This is a genomic window from Kitasatospora sp. NPDC087861, assembly GCF_044742585.1.
Lineage (GTDB): Bacteria > Actinomycetota > Actinomycetes > Streptomycetales > Streptomycetaceae > Kitasatospora.
On sequence record NZ_JBIUUS010000071.1, the window covers coordinates 1 to 15,727 of the forward strand.

Sequence of the window (15,727 nt, forward strand, 5' to 3'; positions counted from 1 at the left end):
TGCTCTTTTGGGGCGCCCCGTGCTGGGGGGTCGGGCGGGGCTTGGCGGTGGGGTGGTCATACACCCCGCCGCCGTACTTACCCCCGGGGCCCCGGGGGGGGGGGGGGCGGGGGCCCGGGCCCCCCCGCCCCCCTCCTACCTCCTCAGGCCCCTACTCGGTCACGCTGCCGTCGAGCGCGTCGGCCGCCTCGACCTCCTCGCGGGTGATGCCCAGCAGGTACAGCACGGTGTCCAGGAACGGCACGTTGACCGCGGTGTCGGCGGCCTCGCGCACCACCGGCTTGGCGTTGAACGCCACCCCCAGCCCGGCCGCGTTCAGCATGTCCAGGTCGTTGGCGCCGTCGCCGATCGCCACCGTCTGCTCCAGCGGCACCTTCGCCTGCTCGGCGAACCTGGCCAGCCAACGCGCCTTGCCCGCCCGGTCCACGATCTCGCCGATCACCCGGCCGGTGAACCGGCCGTCCACCACCTCCAGGGTGTTGGCGGCCGCGAAGTCCAGCCCCAGCTGCTCGACCAGGTGGTCGGTGACCTGGGTGAACCCGCCCGAGACCACCGCGACCTGGAAGCCCAGGCGCTGCAGGGTGCGGATCAGGGTGCGCGCGCCCGGCGTGAAGCGGACCTCCGCGCGCACCTTCTCGGTCACCGAGGCGTCCAGCCCGGCCAGCAGTGCCACCCGGGCCCGCAGCGACTCGGCGAAGTCCAGCTCGCCGCGCATCGCCGCCGCCGTCACCTCGGCGACCTCCTCCTCGCAGCCCGCGTGGGCCGCGAACAGCTCGATCACCTCGTCCTGGATGAGCGTGGAGTCGACGTCCATCACCACCAGGCGCTTGGCCCGGCGCTCCAGCCCGGCCGCGACCACCGCGACGTCCACCCGCTGGGTGGACGCCTCCTGGGCCAGCTCGGCCCGCAGCTCGTCGGTGGCCACACCGGACACGGCCAGCTCGACCGCCGTCACCGGGTACTTGGCGAGCCGGAAGACGCGGTCGATGTTGCCGCCCGCCGCGGTGATCCGGGAGGTGAGCGCGGAGACCGCGGCGGAGGTCAGCGGGTGGCCGAGCACGGTGACGTGCGAACGGCCCTCGCGGCGCGGCCGGTTGTCGCCGATGCCGGAGAGGATCTCGGCCTGGAGCTTCTGCTCCTCCGCCCAGCGGTGCACGGTGGCCCGCAGGCCGCCCTCGGCGCCGGGGGCGGTGGGCGGGGTGACCAGTGCGCAGAGCGTGATGCGGCCACGGGTCACGACCTGCTCGATGTCGATCACGTCGACGGCGAAGCCGGCGAGGGTGGCGAAGAGGCCGGCGGTGATGCCGGGGCGGTCCTTGCCGAACACCTTGACGAGCAGGGTGCGCTCGTCCGCGGTCCGGGGCTGGGCGGCGGGGAGGGGCTCAGCGGCCAGGGGCGATGCGTTCATGGTGCCTCCCACGCTACCCGCCGGCCGGCGGGCCCAGGGCACCCGTCCCACGTCGCGGACGGGTGCCCGGGTAGCAGGCTGGTCACAGTCACCCGGGGTGACTTTTATCGGCGGTCGGCAGGCTGGAATGATTCCCCCCGTCAGTTTCAGAAACATCGCACCCCTGGTCGGGGGCCACAATTCGGGGGAACCGAGAGAGCGGGGCAGGCGAGCAGTGCCGCAACTCGTCATTGATATCAACGGACAGCAGCGGACTCTTGAGCCCGGGCGGTCCTACACCATCGGGCGTAACCCGCAGTCGGACTTCCCGTTCGACGACGCCAGGGTCTCCTGGCACCACGGGACCATCAGCTTCACCGGTAGCAGCTGGCAGCTGGACGACCACGGCAGCACCAACGGCACCTACGTGGCCGGCGCCCGTACCATGCAGGCCCAGCTGTTCCCCGGCGCCGTCGTCAACCTCGGCAACCCCGAGAACGGCCCCCGGCTCGGCTTCTCCGCGCCCGCCCACGCCGCCGCCCCGCACGCCGCCGCCCCCCAGGCCCCGGCCTGGCACGAGGCCGCCACCAGCCGCGGCGCCGTGCCGACGCCCCAGCCGCCGGGCCCGCAGCAGGGCTGGGCGCCGCCGCCGGCCCCCTTCCCGCCGCAGCCCGAGCAGGCCTGGGCGGGACAGCCGCAGCCGTTCCCGCAGCAGCAGGCCTTCCCGGCCCAGCAGGGCGGCTTCCCGCAGCAGCAGTCCTTCCCGCCCGCCGCCCAGGACGCCGGCGGCCCGCAGCCGACGATCATCCGCAACCTGACGGCCGCGATGCGCACCGTCCGGATCGGCCGCGCGCTCGACAACGACATCGTGGTCTCCGACCTCCAGGTCTCCCGCCACCACGCCGAACTGCGTCAACTCCAGGACGGCCGCTACGAGATCGTCGACCTCGGCAGCCACAACGGGATCTTCCTCAACGGCGAGCGGGTGCAGCGCCAGCTGATGGGCCCGCAGGACCGGCTGACCGTCGGGCACTCCAGCTTCGTCCTGGTCGGCGACCAGCTGCAGGAGTTCGTCGACACCGGCGCGGTCTCCTTCTCGGCCCGCCACCTGACCGTCGAGGTCGAGCACAAGGGTGCCAAGAAGGTCCTGCTCAACGACGTCAGCTTCGGTGTCCCGGAGAAGTCCCTGGTCGCCGTCATCGGCCCGTCCGGCTCCGGCAAGTCGACCCTGCTGCGCGCCCTCACCGGCTACCGCCCGGCCGACCGCGGCGAGGTGCTGTACGACGGCCGCAACCTCTACAAGCAGTTCGCCGAACTCCGCTCGCGCATCGGCCTGGTGCCGCAGTCCGAGATCCTGCACAAGGAACTCACCGTCCGCACCGGGCTCAAGTACGCGGCCCGGCTGCGCTTCCCCGGTGACACCGAGGCGCGCGAGCGCGAGGCCCGGATCGACGAGGTGCTGTACGAGCTGCGCCTGGACAAGCGTGCCGACAACCGCATCACCGCGCTCTCCGGCGGCCAGCAGAAGCGCGTCTCGGTCGCCCTGGAGCTGCTCACCAAGCCGTCGCTGATCTTCCTGGACGAGCCCACCTCGGGCCTCGACCCGGGCATGGACCGCGAGGTCATGCAGATGCTGCGCGGCCTCGCCGACGACGGCCGCACCATCCTGGTCGTGACCCACTCGGTGGCCGAACTCGCGCTCTGCGACCGGCTGCTGGTGATGGCGCCGGGCGGATCGGTGGCCTACTTCGGCCCGCCGGACGAGGCGCTGCACTTCTTCGGGTACGAGACCTGGGCGGACGTCTTCCAGGCCTTCGAGAACTACCCGGACCACGACTGGGCCGGCCGCTACCGCGGTTCGGTGCACTACCAGCAGTACTCCGCCCCCGACGTGGACGCGGGCGAGGTGCAGCACGCCCGGGTCGCGCAGGAGGCGGTCCGCCCGCCCAAGCCGCAGAGCTGGGGCTCGCAGCTGTGGACGCTGATCCGCCGCTACCTGTCGGTGCTCGCCTCGGACCGCGGCTTCCTGGCCCTGTCGGTGCTGCTGCCCGCCGTCATCGGCGCGGTCAGCGTGCTGGTGCCCAATGAGGCGGGCCTGGCGCCCAACCCGAAGACGCAGCTCCACCTCAACAGCGGCGCGGCGACGATCCTCATGATCCTGGCGATCGGCGCCTGCTTCTCCGGGGCGGCCAACTCGGTCCGCGAGTTGATCAAGGAGCGGGCGATCTACGAGCGAGAACGGGCCACCGGGCTCTCCCGCTCGGCGTACATGATGTCCAAGATCATCGTGCTGGGCTTCTTCAGCGTGATCCAGGGCGCCATCGTCTCCGCCGTCGGCTTCCTGCCGCGCAAGCTCCCCGAGCACGGCCTGATCGTCAAGAACCTGCCGATCATCGAGATGACCATCGGCATGATCCTGCTCAGCTTCACCGCGATGATGTTCGGCCTGATGATCTCGGCCCTGGTGAAGACCTCCGAGAAGACCATGCCGCTGCTGGTCATGTTCGCGATCATCCAGGTCGTCTTCACCGGCTGCCTGTTCCAGATCTTCAGCAAGCCCGGCCTGGAGCAGGGCGCCTGGCTGATGCCGGCCCGCTGGGGCACCGGCATCGTGGCCACCACGCTCGACCTGTCGAAGCTCATGGGCCCCTGGAACAAGGACTTCCAGAACCCCAAGTACGACCCGCTGTGGACCAACAGCGTCGCCCAGTGGTCGATCGACGCGGGCGCGCTGATCGTGATCTCGATCGTCATCGGCGTCGTCGTGACCAGGCTCCAGCGCCGCCACGAGCCCGAGGTCATGCAGAAGGGCTGAGCCTTTCCCGACCGCCGAAGGGGTGGCCCTCCCACTGGGGGAGGGCCACCCCTTCGGCGTCTGGTCCTAGGTCCCCGGACCTGCGCCCGCCCCGGCCGGGGACGGACGCGGCGGCGCCCGCGGCGGCGGTAGTTTGGCGGTATGCCCAGCACGCCCAACGGTCACCTGAGCCCGGCCGGCCCGCACCTCGACCACATCAGCCCGGCCCGCCCGATGCCCGGCTGCGACCCCTGCCTGGCCGGCATCGAGGCCGTCAGCCAGGCGCTGCTCGCGATGAGCCGGCACCTGGAGGTCCGCGAGGTGCTGCGCCGCATCACCGCCTCCGCCCGCGACCTCCTCGGCGCCGAGTACGCGGCCCTGGGAGTGCCCGACGACCACGGCGGCTTCGCCCAGTTCGTCGTCGACGGCGTCACCGACGAGCAATGGCGGGCGATCGGCCCGCTGCCCCGCCAGCACGGCGTGCTCGCCAAGATGCTGCACGAGACCGGCCCCACCCGGCTCGCCGACGTCCGCAAGGCCCCGGCCTTCGGCGGCTGGCCGGCCGCCCACCCCGAGATGGACGCCTTCCTCGGCATGCCGATCCTGGACACCGACGCCGCCGAGGACGAACCGCAGGTCACCGGCGTCATCTTCCTCGCCAACAAGCGCGGCGGCGGCCTGTTCACCGACCACGACGAGGAACTGCTGCGGATACTCGCCGCGCACGCCGCCCTCGCCCTGTCCAACGCCCGCCTGTACGAGCGCAGCCGCGAACTCACCCTGGCCGGCGAACGCGCCCGCATCGCCCACGACCTGCACGACGCCGTCTCGCAGAAGCTCTTCTCGCTGCGGCTCACCGCCAAGGCCGCCGCCACGCTCGTCGACCGCGACCCGGCCCGGGCCCGCGCCGAACTCGCCGAGGTCGCCCGGCTCGCGGCCGAGGCCGCCGACGAACTGCGCGCCGTCGTCGTCGAGCTGCGCCCCGCCGCGCTGGAGGAGGACGGGCTGAGCGCCACCCTCGCCTCCCAGGTGCAGGTCCTGGACCGGGCCCACACCGCGGACGTCGCCTTCGCCGCCGACCAGGTCCGCGCCCTGCCGCCCGCGCAGGAGGCCGCCCTGCTGCGGGTCGCCCAGGAGGCGCTGCACAACGCGCTGCGCCACTCCGGCGCCGGCCGCGTCACCGTCACCCTGGCCGGCACGCCCGCGCGCGGCGCCGTCCTGCGGGTGCGCGACGACGGGCACGGCTTCGACCCCGAGTCCGTCCGCCGGGCGGGCCGCCACCTCGGCCTGGCCTCGATGCGCGACCGCGCGGCCGCCGTCGGCGGCACGCTCACCCTGGAGTCCGCCCCCGGCCGGGGGACGCTCGTCGAGATGGAGGTCCCCGGTGCCTGACAGCACGCCGTCGATCCGTGTCCTGCTGGTGGACGACCATCAGGTGGTTCGCCGCGGGCTGCGCACGTTCCTGGAGGTCCAGGACGACATCGAGGTGGTCGGCGAGGCCGCCGACGGGGCGGAGGGCGTCGACCGCGCCCGCGAGCTCGACCCCGACGTCGTGCTGATGGACCTCAAGATGCCCGGCGTCGACGGCATCGAGGCGCTGCGCACGCTCAAGGGGGAGGGCAGCCGGGCCCGGATCCTGATCGTGACCAGCTTCACCGAGCACCGCACGATGGTCCCCGCGCTGCGGGCCGGCGCCGCCGGGTACGTCTACAAGGACGTCGACCCGGAGGCGCTGGCCGGCGCGATCCGCTCGGTGCACGCCGGCCACGTCCTGCTCCAGCCGGAACTGGCCGAGGCGCTGCTCGCCGACGACGGCCCGCGCGCCCCGCAGGGCCGCGGCGGCACCCTCACCGAACGCGAGCGCGAGGTCCTCGGCCACATCGCCGACGGCCGCTCCAACCGCGAGATCGCCCGCAGCCTGCACCTGTCGGAGAAGACGGTGAAGACCCACGTCTCCAACATCCTGATGAAGCTGGACCTCGCGGACCGCACCCAGGCGGCGCTGTGGGCCGTCCGCAACGGCGAGGCCCGGGGGGACGGCTGACCGGTCCTGGCGCGGCTAGTGTTCCTCGCGCTCGTCGACCAGCGCGTTGTACGCCGCCACCTGTGCCCGCCGGGCGGTGCGCCGCAGCGGCGCCAGCACCGACTGCCGCGCCGCCATCTCGGAGGCGCTGACCGCCGCGCCGTGCCCGCCCGCGGCGATGTCCAGCAGCGCCGACACCTGCCGGGCCGACTCCAGCACCCGCACGGCGCGCGCCGGGTACCCCGGCGCCAGCAGCTCGACGTGCCCGCGCCTGCGGTACGCCTCCAGCGCCCGCAGCGCCTCCGGCCCGGCGCCCGCCACGTCCAGCCGGGTCAACAGGACGGTCGCCTCGCGCAGCCCGTCGGCCAGCTCCCGTTCGGCCTCCTGCAGCGACGGGACGTCGGCCGGCGGTGTGTCGTTGATCTCAAGGCAGCGCCACAGCACCGTCGCCGAGCGGTCCCCGGCCGGGCCGAACACCGTCACCTCCGGCACCAGCCCGAGCGGGACGCCCACCGCCAGCACCGCCTCGCCGGCGCCCATCGCGAGCTCGTTGAACCGCGCCGGGCCGGTCAGCCCGAGCGGGTGCCCGGCGGACGGCAGAGCCAGCCGCAGGCCCTTCACGCCCAGCACCCGCAGCCGTCCCAACGCCCAGGTGAGGCCGTGCCGCTCGCCCGGCTCGTCCCCGGGCAGACCGGTCACCCGGTGGCTCTCGTCGTCGCCCAGAACGGCCGCGGCGGCGTTGTCGGGCGGCACCAGACCGGCCAGCAGGGCGTTGCCCCACGCGGCCAGCCGCCCCGAACGGGGTTCTTCGTACGGATTGTCGGCAGGAGTCGCGAGCATCCGGCCAGCCTACGGAATCGGCGGTCATCCGCGTGGCGTAGGTTTGCCCATGCGTGTGCGGCGCACCCACCCCGTGCCCACCGGCTGCCGGAGTAGGCTCGCCGCCCGCACCGACGGCCGAGATTCTTGTATTGGGGAAGGCGTAGGCATGAGCGACGTGCTGGAGCTGGTGGACGTATCCGTGGTCCGGGAAGGGCGCGCGCTGGTCGACCAGGTCTCGTGGTCCATCTCCGAGGGGGAGCGCTGGGTCATCCTCGGCCCCAACGGCGCCGGGAAGACCACGCTGCTGCAGATCGCCGCCACCTACCTGTTCCCGACCGCGGGCAAGGTGTCGGTGCTGGGCGAGAAGCTGGGCGAGGTCGACGTCTTCGAACTGCGCTCCCGGATCGGGCTGGCCGGCGCCGCCATGTTCGACAAGCTGCCGGCCGAGCAGACCGTGCTGCAGACCGTGCTGACCGCCGCCTACGGCATGACGGTCAGCTGGCAGGAGACCTACGAGCAGTCCGACGAGTCCCGCGCGCTCGCGCTGCTCGACCGGCTCGGCATGTCCAACCTCACCGGCCGCAAGTTCGGCACCCTCTCCGAGGGCGAGCGCAAGCGCACCCTGATCGCCCGCGCCCTGATGACCGACCCCGAGCTGCTGCTGCTCGACGAGCCGGCGGCCGGCCTGGACCTCGGCGGCCGCGAGGACCTGGTCCGCCGGCTCGGCGCACTCGCCCAGGACGAGTTCGCCCCGGCGATGGCGATGGTCACCCACCACGTCGAGGAGATCGCGCCGGGCTTCACCCACGTCCTGATGATCCGCCAGGGCAAGGTGCTCACCGCCGGTCCGATCGACACCGAGCTGACCGCCCGTAACCTCTCCAAGTGCTTCGGCCTGCCGCTCACCCTGGAGCGCCACGGGGACCGCTGGTCGGCGCAGGGCCTGCCGCTGGGCTGAGCCCCCGCCGCCCCTCCGTACGCCACGCCCGCCGGGTCTCCGGAGACCGGTCGCACGTGCGACCGGTTTCCGCCCCTCGACCTGCGGGAACTGTCCGCCTCGAAGGCCCTTCGCTCCCTAGGATGGACACGTGGACAGCTGGATCTGGTGGCTCCTGGCCGCCGTCGGGCTCGGCATACCGCTGGTGCTGACCGCGATGCCGGAGTTCGCCATGTTCGCGGTCGGTGCGCTGGCGGCCGCCGGCGTGGCCGGGCTGGGTGCGGGAGCGGTCTGGCAGACCCTGACCTTCATCGCGGTCTCGGTCTCGCTGCTGGTCGTCGTCCGCCCGATCGCCTACCGGCAGCTGCGGCAGGGCCCGCACATCAAGATGGGCATCGAGGCGCTCCAGGGCGCCACCGCGGTCGTCGCGGAAACCGTCGACGGGGAGGGCGGACGGATCAAGCTGAACGGCGAGATCTGGTCGGCCCGCGCGCTCCACCCGGACAGCGTGTACCAACCGGGACAGCAGGTCGACGTCGTCGAAATCCAGGGCGCGACCGCCCTGGTCATCTAGGGGAGAGTCCGTGGAACCCGTCCTTATCGTCCTGGTCGTCCTGGTCGTGGTGGCCTTCATCGCGTTGATCAAGACGATCCAGGTCATCCCGCAGGCCAGCGCCGCGATCGTGGAGCGCTTCGGCCGCTACACCCGGACGCTCAACGCAGGGCTGAACATCGTCGTCCCGTTCATCGACCGGGTCCGCAACCGGATCGACCTGCGCGAGCAGGTCGTGCCGTTCCCGCCGCAGCCGGTGATCACCCAGGACAACCTGGTCGTCAACATCGACACGGTGATCTACTACCAGGTCACCGACCCGCGCGCGGCCACCTACGAGGTCGCGAGCTACATCCAGGCCATCGAGCAGCTGACCGTCACCACGCTGCGCAACATCATCGGCTCGATGGACCTCGAATCCACCCTGACCTCGCGCGAGGTCATCAACGCCGGCCTGCGCGGCGTCCTGGACGAGGCCACCGGCAAGTGGGGCATCCGGGTCAACCGCGTCGAGCTGAAGGCGATCGAGCCGCCGACCTCCATCCAGGACTCGATGGAGAAGCAGATGCGCGCCGACCGTGACAAGCGCGCCGCGATCCTCACCGCCGAGGGCCAGCGGCAGGCCCAGATCCTCAAGGCCGAGGGTGAGAAGCAGGCCGACGTCCTGCGGGCCGAGGGTGAGGCGCAGGCCGCGGTGCTGCGCGCCGACGGTGAGGCGGCCGCGATCCGGACGGTCTTCGAGGCCATCCACGACGGCGACGCCGACCAGAAGCTGCTCGCCTACCAGTACCTGCAGACCCTGCCCGAGCTGGCCAAGGGCGACTCCAACAAGCTCTGGATCATCCCCAGCGAGGTCGGCGACGCCCTCAAGGGCCTCGGCGGCGCGTTCGGCGGACTGACCGGCAACGCCAACGGCGGTGCGGTCGCCGCCCCGAGCATCCCGCCCGCGGCCCCCGCGGCCACCCAGGTGCCGCTCGACCCGGCGGCCGGCCCGCGCCCGGTGGACACCGAGAAGGGTGCCGCCCGCCCCCGGGTGGACCCGGCCCGCGAGTACCGCAAGATCGACCCGGAGTGACCGGCTGAGCCTCTTCCGGGCCGGGGCCGGTCCGTGAAGGCGCTCCCAGGGGCCTGCCACCGTACGGTGGCAGGCCCCTGGTGCTGTGGCGTACGTCCCGAATCGTGGGCGGCCCTGGTCCGGCCGGTCGGCCGTCCGGCATGATCCCCTCGGACAGGACCGAGAGGAGAGGTGACCCATGACGCTCTGGGAAGCGATCGCCGTCCTGGTGGCGGGCGTCGGCGCCGGGATGATCAACGTGATCGTCGGCTCCGGCACGCTGATCACGTTCCCGGTGCTGCTCGCCGTCGGCCTTCCACCGGTCACCGCCAACGTCTCCAACTCCTTTGGCCTGGTGCCCGGTTCGCTCAGCGGCGTGATCGGCTACCGCCGCGAGCTGGCCGGGCAGGGGCGTCGACTGCTGCGCCTGGGCACCGCCTCGTTGCTGGGCGGACTGGTCGGGGCGCTGCTGCTGATCAGGCTGCCGAGCGGCGCCTTCGACGCGATCGTCCCGGTGCTGATCCTGCTCGCCCTCGTCCTGGTGGTGGTCCAGCCCCGGGTCGCCAAGGCGGTCGCCGCCCGCCGCCGCCCCGACGGGGACCCGGACGGCAGCTGGGTGCTGCTCGTCGGGGTCTTCCTCACCGGCATCTACGGCGGCTACTTCGGCGCCGCGCAGGGCGTCCTGCTGATGGCGCTCATGGGCATGCTGCTCCAGGAGGACCTGCAGCGGATCAACGCCGTGAAGAACGCCCTGGCGATGATCGTCAACAGCGTCGCCGCGCTCTTCTTCCTGTTCACCTCCACCGTCGACTGGGCGGCCGCCGGGCTGATCGCGGCCGGCTCGCTGGTCGGTGGCATGGTCGGGGCCAAGGTCGGCCGCCGCCTCCCGCCGACCGCGTTGCGCGGGATCATCGTGGTGGTCGGCCTCGTCGCCGTCACCAAGCTGCTGATGAGCTGAGCATCCGTCAGGAGGTTGTCCGCGCGGGGCTGTGTCGCCCGCTGCGGGCGGCCCCGGCTCGGTATGTTCCTCGGGGTACAGGCCTGACCGGACGACGAACGGAAGCGCTTCGATGAGCAGCAGGGCACGGCTGAGCGAGGACGAGATCACGGCGGCCCTGGCGGCGCTGCCGCAGTGGACCCGGGAGGGCGACAGCATCGCCCGCAGTGCCGCCGCCCCCGACTTCCCGGCGGCGATCCGGGTGGTCGTCGCCGTCGCCGGGCAGGCCGAGGCGCTCGACCACCACCCCGACATCGACATCCGCTGGCGCAATCTGCGCTTCGTCCTCTCCACCCACAGCGCGGGCGGGCTCACCGGCCTGGACTTCGGCCTGGCCGCCCGGATCGACGAGGCGCTGCGCGCCGAGTCCGCGGGCTGAGCTGCGGGCCGACCGAGGCCGGGGTGGCGCGCTCCGACGGGCGTGAGATGCTGACTGCCGCACATTGGCAGGCGGCTCGGGAGGGACGGAACGGATGGCGCAGGAGCCCTTCGGAGACGCCCAGCAGCAGCCGTGGTACCCCCAGGGCCAGCACGGCCAGCACGGCCAGCAGGTCTGGTTGGGCGGCGGGTACCACGAGTCGCAGTCGCAGTCGCAGTCGCAGGAGCCCCAGCAGCCGCAGCAGTTGTCGCAGCAGGAGTACTGGCAGACGACGGCGGGCTACGGCCAGAGCGCGTACGGGGACGGCGGGTACGGGCAGACCCTGCAGTACGGGCAGGGCGAGTACGGCCAGACCGGGTACGTGCAGGGCGGCCATGTCCAGGGCGGCTACGCCGAGGAGCAGCACCGGGCGTACCACCAGTACCCGGAGCAGTTCGCGGACCAGTCCGCGGAGCAGTTCGCGGCCTACGGGCAGCAGCCGTACGAGCCGTACGCCGTCCCGCAGCAGCCCGCGGGGGAGGGGCTGTACGTTCCGGCGGGGGCGGAGTACTCGGCCGACGGGTACGTGCACATCGAGGACGCGGAGCCCGTTGCGGCGGAACCGCCCACGGAGTCCGAGCCGGAGCCGGAGGCCGAACCCGTCGCGTCGTCGCGGGCCGCCGCCCGGCGGGGTGGCTCCCCCAAGGCCGGTTCCTCGAAGGCCAACTCCTCGAAGGCCGGTTCCTCGCAGGCCGGCTCCTCGCTCTCGGCCAAGGCCCGGGCCGCCGCCGGAGCCGTGCTCTCCGGCGAGCACGTGCCCAGTCGGCGGACCCTGCTGGTGCGCACCGGTGCCGGGGTGGCCGCGTTGGGCGTGCTGATCACGGCCGGTCTGATGGTCGGTGCCGAGGGCGGCGGGACGGCGGCCGCCGACAGCGGTGGGGAGCCGGGTTTCGCCGTCGCGCACACCAGGGTCTGGTCCGCCCAGCCCGCCGCGGCCGGCCAGGCGGGCGACGACACGCTGGTCGGCAGCTGGCTGCTGGCCGACGCGGTGGTCCGGGCCGACGCCGCCGGCGTGCGCGCCTACGACCTGGCGGCGGGCAAGCCCGTCTGGTCGGTCGAGCCGCCGGCCGCCGGGGCCGTCCCGTGCGGGCTGTCGGCGGGTGTGAACCAGGCCGGGCTGGGCGCGGTGCTGTTCCGGGCCCAGGCCGACCCGAAGAGCCCGTGCACCCTGGTCGCCGCGGTGGACACCAAGACCGGCAAGACCGCGTGGACGAAGACCGTCTCGGATACCAAGGGCGCCTACGGCGCGCGGATCGGCGTCGCCGAGGACAAGGTGATCGCGGTCGGCGACGACCGGGCCGTCGCCTGGGAGGCCGCGGACGGCAAGGACGTCTGGCAGTACACCGGGCAGGGCAAGTTCTGCACGCTGTCCGGCGGCGTCACCGGCAAGACCGTGCTGGTCGCCTCCTCCTGCGCCGACTCGACCCCCACCGACCAGGCCGTCGCACTGAACACGGCGGACGGCAAGGTCGCCTGGTGGCGCGGCCTGAACAACCGGCCGAAGACGGTGACCGTCCTCTCCGCCGAGCCCTCCGTCGTCCTCACCACGGGCGAGAAGCCCGCGGACGACCGGGTGTTCGCCTGGGGAGCGGGCGGCGACCCGGCCGCCGAGATCCCGGTGGTCGGCGACGGCGGCCGGTTGGACGTCGGCCACGGCACGTTCTCGGCCACTCCCGAGGTGTTCTTCCGGGACCGCACGATGGTCACCACGCTCGTCCCGGCGAACGGCGGCGGACCGGTCGTGGCGGTCGGTTACGACCTCGACACCGGCAAGCAGCGCTGGAAGGCGCCGACCGCCGCCAAGGGCACCGTCCGGGCGGTCGGCGTCGACGGCGGCGCGCTGGTGCTCGCCGCCGACGAACGCCGCGACCAGCCCGCCCGCCTCAGCCGGTTCCCGCTGGCCGGTGGGCAGGAGGCGACCGGCGGAAACTTCCCGCCGGGCACCGGCTCGCTGCTGGTCTCCGGACGGGTGCTGATCGGCGGCGGCCGGGTGGTCGTGATACCCGAGCACTCGGCCAACTACGGCACGGCGGCGGGCTACCAGGCGAAGGGCTAGCCCCGGCCCCGTCGCTCGCGGCCGGCCTCGCCGCCCCTGCCCGTCCCGTCGCACGCGTCGCCGGGCTCGCCCGCGGGCCAGCGGGCTCGCCGTACGACTCCGGAGGGCTGCTCACGCTGCGGGGAGGGCCGCCGGAGCGGACTGGCCCGGAACGGGCGGCAGCCAGTCGGCCAGCTCCCGGGCCTCCGAGCCGCGCAGACCGAGCGCCAGCATCAGGGTGGCCTGCGGCGTCGGCACGAACGGCCGGCGCAGCAGCTTCATCCCGGCCTGCTCCGGCGTCCGGTCCGCCTTGCGCTGGTTGTCCTCCGCGCACGCGGCCACGGTGTTCAGCCAGCTGTCCTCCCCACCGCGCGACCTGGGGTGCAGGTGGTCCACCGTGGTGGCCCGCCGCCCGCAGTACGCGCACAGGTGCTGGTCCCGGGCCAGGACACCCCGCCGCGACCACGGCGCCTGTTGTCGGAACGGCACCCGTACGTAGCGTTGCAGTCTGATCACCCGCGGCACCGGGACGCTGACGCCCGTCCCCCGGATCGTGCGCAGCGGATGCGCCTGCTCCACCACCGCCTTGTCCTGGAGCACCAGGACGACGGCGCGCTGGAGCGACACCGTCGTCAGGGGCTCGTAGCTCGCGTTCAGCACCAGCGTGTTGCGCACTTGGCACACCCTTCCCGCGGGCGTGCCACGGCGGCACGACCGTCTCCACACACGTCACTGCCGCCGCACGGCGGTGACACCACTCTGAACGGGCCCGTAGCCGACGAACAACGGAATTTCCGGTATCGGGGAGGAACCCGGAGGGGCCGGGGGAGGAGCCCGGCACGATGCCTCGGGGAAAACCTGCTGGCCCCGACCGCGTAGGCTCTACCACGCTGGAGTCGTTCCGACCCGGGGCCCGACAGAACCGGGCCGCCACCGGCCGGGCGCCCGATCGAAGGAGAAGCGTGACCGTGACGGACATCGTCGACGAGCTGCAGTGGCGTGGGCTGATCGCCCTGTCCACTGACGAGGACGCACTGCGCAAGGCGTTCGCGGACGGCCCGGTCACGTTCTATTGCGGCTTCGACCCGACGGCCCCCAGCCTGCACCTCGGCAACCTCGTGCAGATCCTCACCATGCGCCGCATCCAGCAGGCGGGGAACCTCCCGCTCGGCCTGGTCGGCGGCGCCACCGGCCTGATCGGCGACCCGAAGCCCACCGCCGAGCGTGTCCTCAACGACCCAGCGACGGTGGCCGGCTGGGTCGAGCGCCTGCGCGGCCAGATCTCGCGCTTCCTCGACTTCGAGGGTCCCTACGCGGCGCGCATGGTGAACAACCTGGACTGGACCTCCGGGATGTCGGCCATCAGCCTGCTGCGCGACGTGGGCAAGTACTTCCGCGTCAACAACATGATCGCGAAGGAGGCCGTCGCCCGACGGCTCAACTCTGACGCGGGCATCAGCTACACCGAGTTCAGCTACCAGATCCTGCAGGGCATGGACTACCTGGAGCTGAACCGCCGCTACGGCTGCACCCTGCAGACCGGCGGCAGCGACCAGTGGGGCAACCTGACCGCCGGCACGGACCTGATCCGCAAGGCCGACGGCAAGTCCGTCCACGCGCTGGCCACACCGCTGATCGTCAAGGCCGACGGCACCAAGTTCGGCAAGACCGAGTCCGGCACGGTCTGGCTCGACCCCGAGCTGACCACCCCGTACGCCTTCTACCAGTTCTGGCTGAACGCGGACGACCGGGACGTCCCCAACTTCCTGCGGATCTTCAGCTTCCGCTCGAAGGAGGAGATCGAGGAGCTGGAGCGCGAGACCACCGAGCGCCCTGCCGCCCGCCTCGCCCAGCGCGCCCTCGCCGAGGAGCTCACCACCCTCGTCCACGGCGCCGAGCAGTACGAGCGCGCGGTCGCCGCATCCAAGGCGCTGTTCGGCCAGGGCGACCTCGCCGACCTGGAGGCCCCGACCCTGGCCGCCGCCCTGGCCGAGGTCCCGAAGGCCGAGGTGTCCGAACTCCAGCCGGTGGTCGACCTGTTGGTCGCCGTCGGCCTGGCGCCGAGCCGCTCGGCCGCCCGTCGGACGATCAAGGAGGGCGGCGCGTACCTCAACAACGTCAAGGTGACGGACGAGGAGGCAGCGCCGGCCGAGGCTGACCTGCTGCACGGCCGCTGGCTCGTACTGCGTCGCGGCAAGCGCAACCTGGCGGCGGCGGAGCTGGTTCCGGCTACGGCGTGACTGAAACACGACGCCGCTGACCTGCGGCTTCGACCACCGAGGGCGGGATCCAGCCGGATCCCGCCCTCGGCGTTTGACGATGTCGTCCGGGTGGCCTAGTGTTGAACGAGTCGCTGAAGCGGCCACCCCACTCTGCGAGACCCACTCTCACCTCGACGCCCATTCACTTGGGTCTGTTGGCGTCCCCGTCAACTGTGGTGAATGTGAATTTCGGTAAACATCCGGAATGCGCTAATGTGGAGGGCGTTGCGGAAAGCGAACCTGACCAGTTCGGGAAATCGGATGAATGAAACTCCGGAAAATGGAGCGGAAAACATCTGGTAAGCTGGAAACACGAAAGAACGAAGCGCCCGGAGGGCCCGCTGGAAGGCGGCCTGAAGGAAGTGTCCGTTCCTTGAGAACTCAACAGCGTGCCAAAAGTCAACGCCAGATATGTTGACATCCCCGGCCTCAGATTCTTCTGGGGT

The 15,727-nt window shown here is 72.4% G+C and carries 14 protein-coding genes; 10 read left to right on the forward strand and 4 right to left on the reverse strand.

Going from position 1 to position 15,727, the window contains the following annotated elements; genetic code table 11:
* Positions 1 to 151: 151 nt before the first annotated feature.
* A complete protein-coding gene (gene serB / locus ACIOJE_RS40230) occupies positions 152 to 1,408 on the reverse strand; it encodes a phosphoserine phosphatase SerB (RefSeq protein ID WP_280678287.1) in 1,257 nt (418 codons plus the stop codon).
* A 214-nt stretch (positions 1,409 to 1,622) separates the two neighbouring features.
* Between serB and ACIOJE_RS40235 the strand changes: the two genes are divergently transcribed.
* The 3 genes from ACIOJE_RS40235 to ACIOJE_RS40245 all read left to right on the forward strand — a co-directional run bounded on the left by ACIOJE_RS40235 (position 1,623) and on the right by ACIOJE_RS40245 (position 6,225).
* Positions 1,623 to 4,202 (forward strand): FHA domain-containing protein, encoded by a 2,580-nt coding sequence (locus ACIOJE_RS40235; protein ID WP_400783523.1) that lies wholly within the window; start codon positions 1,623 to 1,625, stop codon positions 4,200 to 4,202.
* A gap of 213 nt (positions 4,203 to 4,415) precedes the next feature.
* Entirely contained in the window at positions 4,416 to 5,573 is a 1,158-nt protein-coding gene (locus ACIOJE_RS40240; protein WP_280678350.1) for a GAF domain-containing sensor histidine kinase, read from the forward strand.
* Entirely contained in the window at positions 5,566 to 6,225 is a 660-nt protein-coding gene (locus ACIOJE_RS40245) for a response regulator transcription factor (protein ID WP_280678291.1), read from the forward strand. The genes ACIOJE_RS40240 and ACIOJE_RS40245 overlap by 8 nt, the downstream gene beginning before the upstream one ends.
* Before the next feature lie 15 nt (positions 6,226 to 6,240).
* On the opposite strand, the gene ACIOJE_RS40250 is transcribed toward ACIOJE_RS40245, so the two are convergent.
* Positions 6,241 to 7,044 (reverse strand): hypothetical protein, encoded by an 804-nt coding sequence (locus ACIOJE_RS40250; RefSeq protein ID WP_400783525.1) that lies wholly within the window; start codon positions 7,042 to 7,044, stop codon positions 6,241 to 6,243.
* Between the two features lie 148 nt (positions 7,045 to 7,192).
* Here ACIOJE_RS40250 and ACIOJE_RS40255 point away from each other — a divergent pair, with 148 nt between their 5' ends.
* The 6 genes from ACIOJE_RS40255 (at position 7,193) to ACIOJE_RS40280 (ending at position 13,041) form a co-directional block, all read left to right on the forward strand.
* A complete protein-coding gene (locus ACIOJE_RS40255; RefSeq protein WP_280678295.1) occupies positions 7,193 to 7,984 on the forward strand; it encodes an ABC transporter ATP-binding protein in 792 nt (263 codons plus the stop codon).
* A 142-nt stretch (positions 7,985 to 8,126) separates the two neighbouring features.
* Positions 8,127 to 8,537: an NfeD family protein gene (locus ACIOJE_RS40260; protein WP_280678352.1), complete on the forward strand. Its 411-nt coding sequence runs from the start codon at positions 8,127 to 8,129 to the stop codon at positions 8,535 to 8,537.
* Between the two features lie 10 nt (positions 8,538 to 8,547).
* Positions 8,548 to 9,591: an SPFH domain-containing protein gene (locus ACIOJE_RS40265; RefSeq protein ID WP_280678297.1), complete on the forward strand. Its 1,044-nt coding sequence runs from the start codon at positions 8,548 to 8,550 to the stop codon at positions 9,589 to 9,591.
* 178 nt (positions 9,592 to 9,769) lie between these two features.
* Positions 9,770 to 10,528, forward strand: coding sequence for a sulfite exporter TauE/SafE family protein (locus ACIOJE_RS40270; protein ID WP_280678299.1), 759 nt, complete (start codon positions 9,770 to 9,772; stop codon positions 10,526 to 10,528).
* Positions 10,529 to 10,640: 112 nt separating this feature from the next.
* The gene (locus tag ACIOJE_RS40275) at positions 10,641 to 10,946 is read left to right on the forward strand and encodes a 4a-hydroxytetrahydrobiopterin dehydratase (protein ID WP_400783527.1); all 306 of its coding nucleotides are present in this window, start codon (positions 10,641 to 10,643) and stop codon (positions 10,944 to 10,946) included.
* Positions 10,947 to 11,040: 94 nt separating this feature from the next.
* The gene (locus ACIOJE_RS40280; RefSeq protein WP_400783530.1) at positions 11,041 to 13,041 is read left to right on the forward strand and encodes a PQQ-binding-like beta-propeller repeat protein; all 2,001 of its coding nucleotides are present in this window, start codon (positions 11,041 to 11,043) and stop codon (positions 13,039 to 13,041) included.
* 111 nt (positions 13,042 to 13,152) lie between these two features.
* Here ACIOJE_RS40280 and ACIOJE_RS40285 read toward each other — a convergent pair whose 3' ends face one another.
* The gene (locus ACIOJE_RS40285; RefSeq protein ID WP_280678305.1) at positions 13,153 to 13,695 is read right to left on the reverse strand and encodes an HNH endonuclease; all 543 of its coding nucleotides are present in this window, start codon (positions 13,693 to 13,695) and stop codon (positions 13,153 to 13,155) included.
* A gap of 293 nt (positions 13,696 to 13,988) precedes the next feature.
* On the opposite strand from ACIOJE_RS40285, the gene tyrS reads away from it, so the two are divergent.
* Positions 13,989 to 15,260, forward strand: a complete 1,272-nt coding sequence (gene tyrS, locus ACIOJE_RS40290) for a tyrosine--tRNA ligase (RefSeq protein WP_400783534.1) — start codon at positions 13,989 to 13,991, stop codon at positions 15,258 to 15,260.
* Between the two features lie 188 nt (positions 15,261 to 15,448).
* On the opposite strand, the gene ACIOJE_RS40295 is transcribed toward tyrS, so the two are convergent.
* On the reverse strand, positions 15,449 to 15,727 hold a 279-nt coding region (locus tag ACIOJE_RS40295), incomplete at its 5' end, for a hypothetical protein (protein WP_400783532.1).

Excerpts from the sequence above, each read along its gene's own strand:
- ACIOJE_RS40280 (WP_400783530.1), top strand. The coding sequence starts at position 11,041 with ATGGCGCAGGAGCCCTTCGGAGACGCCCAGCAGCAGCCGTGGTACCCC.
- ACIOJE_RS40255 (WP_280678295.1), top strand. The coding sequence starts at position 7,193 with ATGAGCGACGTGCTGGAGCTGGTGGACGTATCCGTGGTCCGGGAAGGG.
- ACIOJE_RS40275 (WP_400783527.1), top strand. The coding sequence starts at position 10,641 with ATGAGCAGCAGGGCACGGCTGAGCGAGGACGAGATCACGGCGGCCCTG.
- serB (WP_280678287.1), bottom strand. The coding sequence starts at position 1,408 with ATGAACGCATCGCCCCTGGCCGCTGAGCCCCTCCCCGCCGCCCAGCCC.
- ACIOJE_RS40250 (WP_400783525.1), bottom strand. The coding sequence starts at position 7,044 with ATGCTCGCGACTCCTGCCGACAATCCGTACGAAGAACCCCGTTCGGGG.
- ACIOJE_RS40240 (WP_280678350.1), top strand. The coding sequence starts at position 4,416 with ATGCCCGGCTGCGACCCCTGCCTGGCCGGCATCGAGGCCGTCAGCCAG.
- ACIOJE_RS40270 (WP_280678299.1), top strand. The coding sequence starts at position 9,770 with ATGACGCTCTGGGAAGCGATCGCCGTCCTGGTGGCGGGCGTCGGCGCC.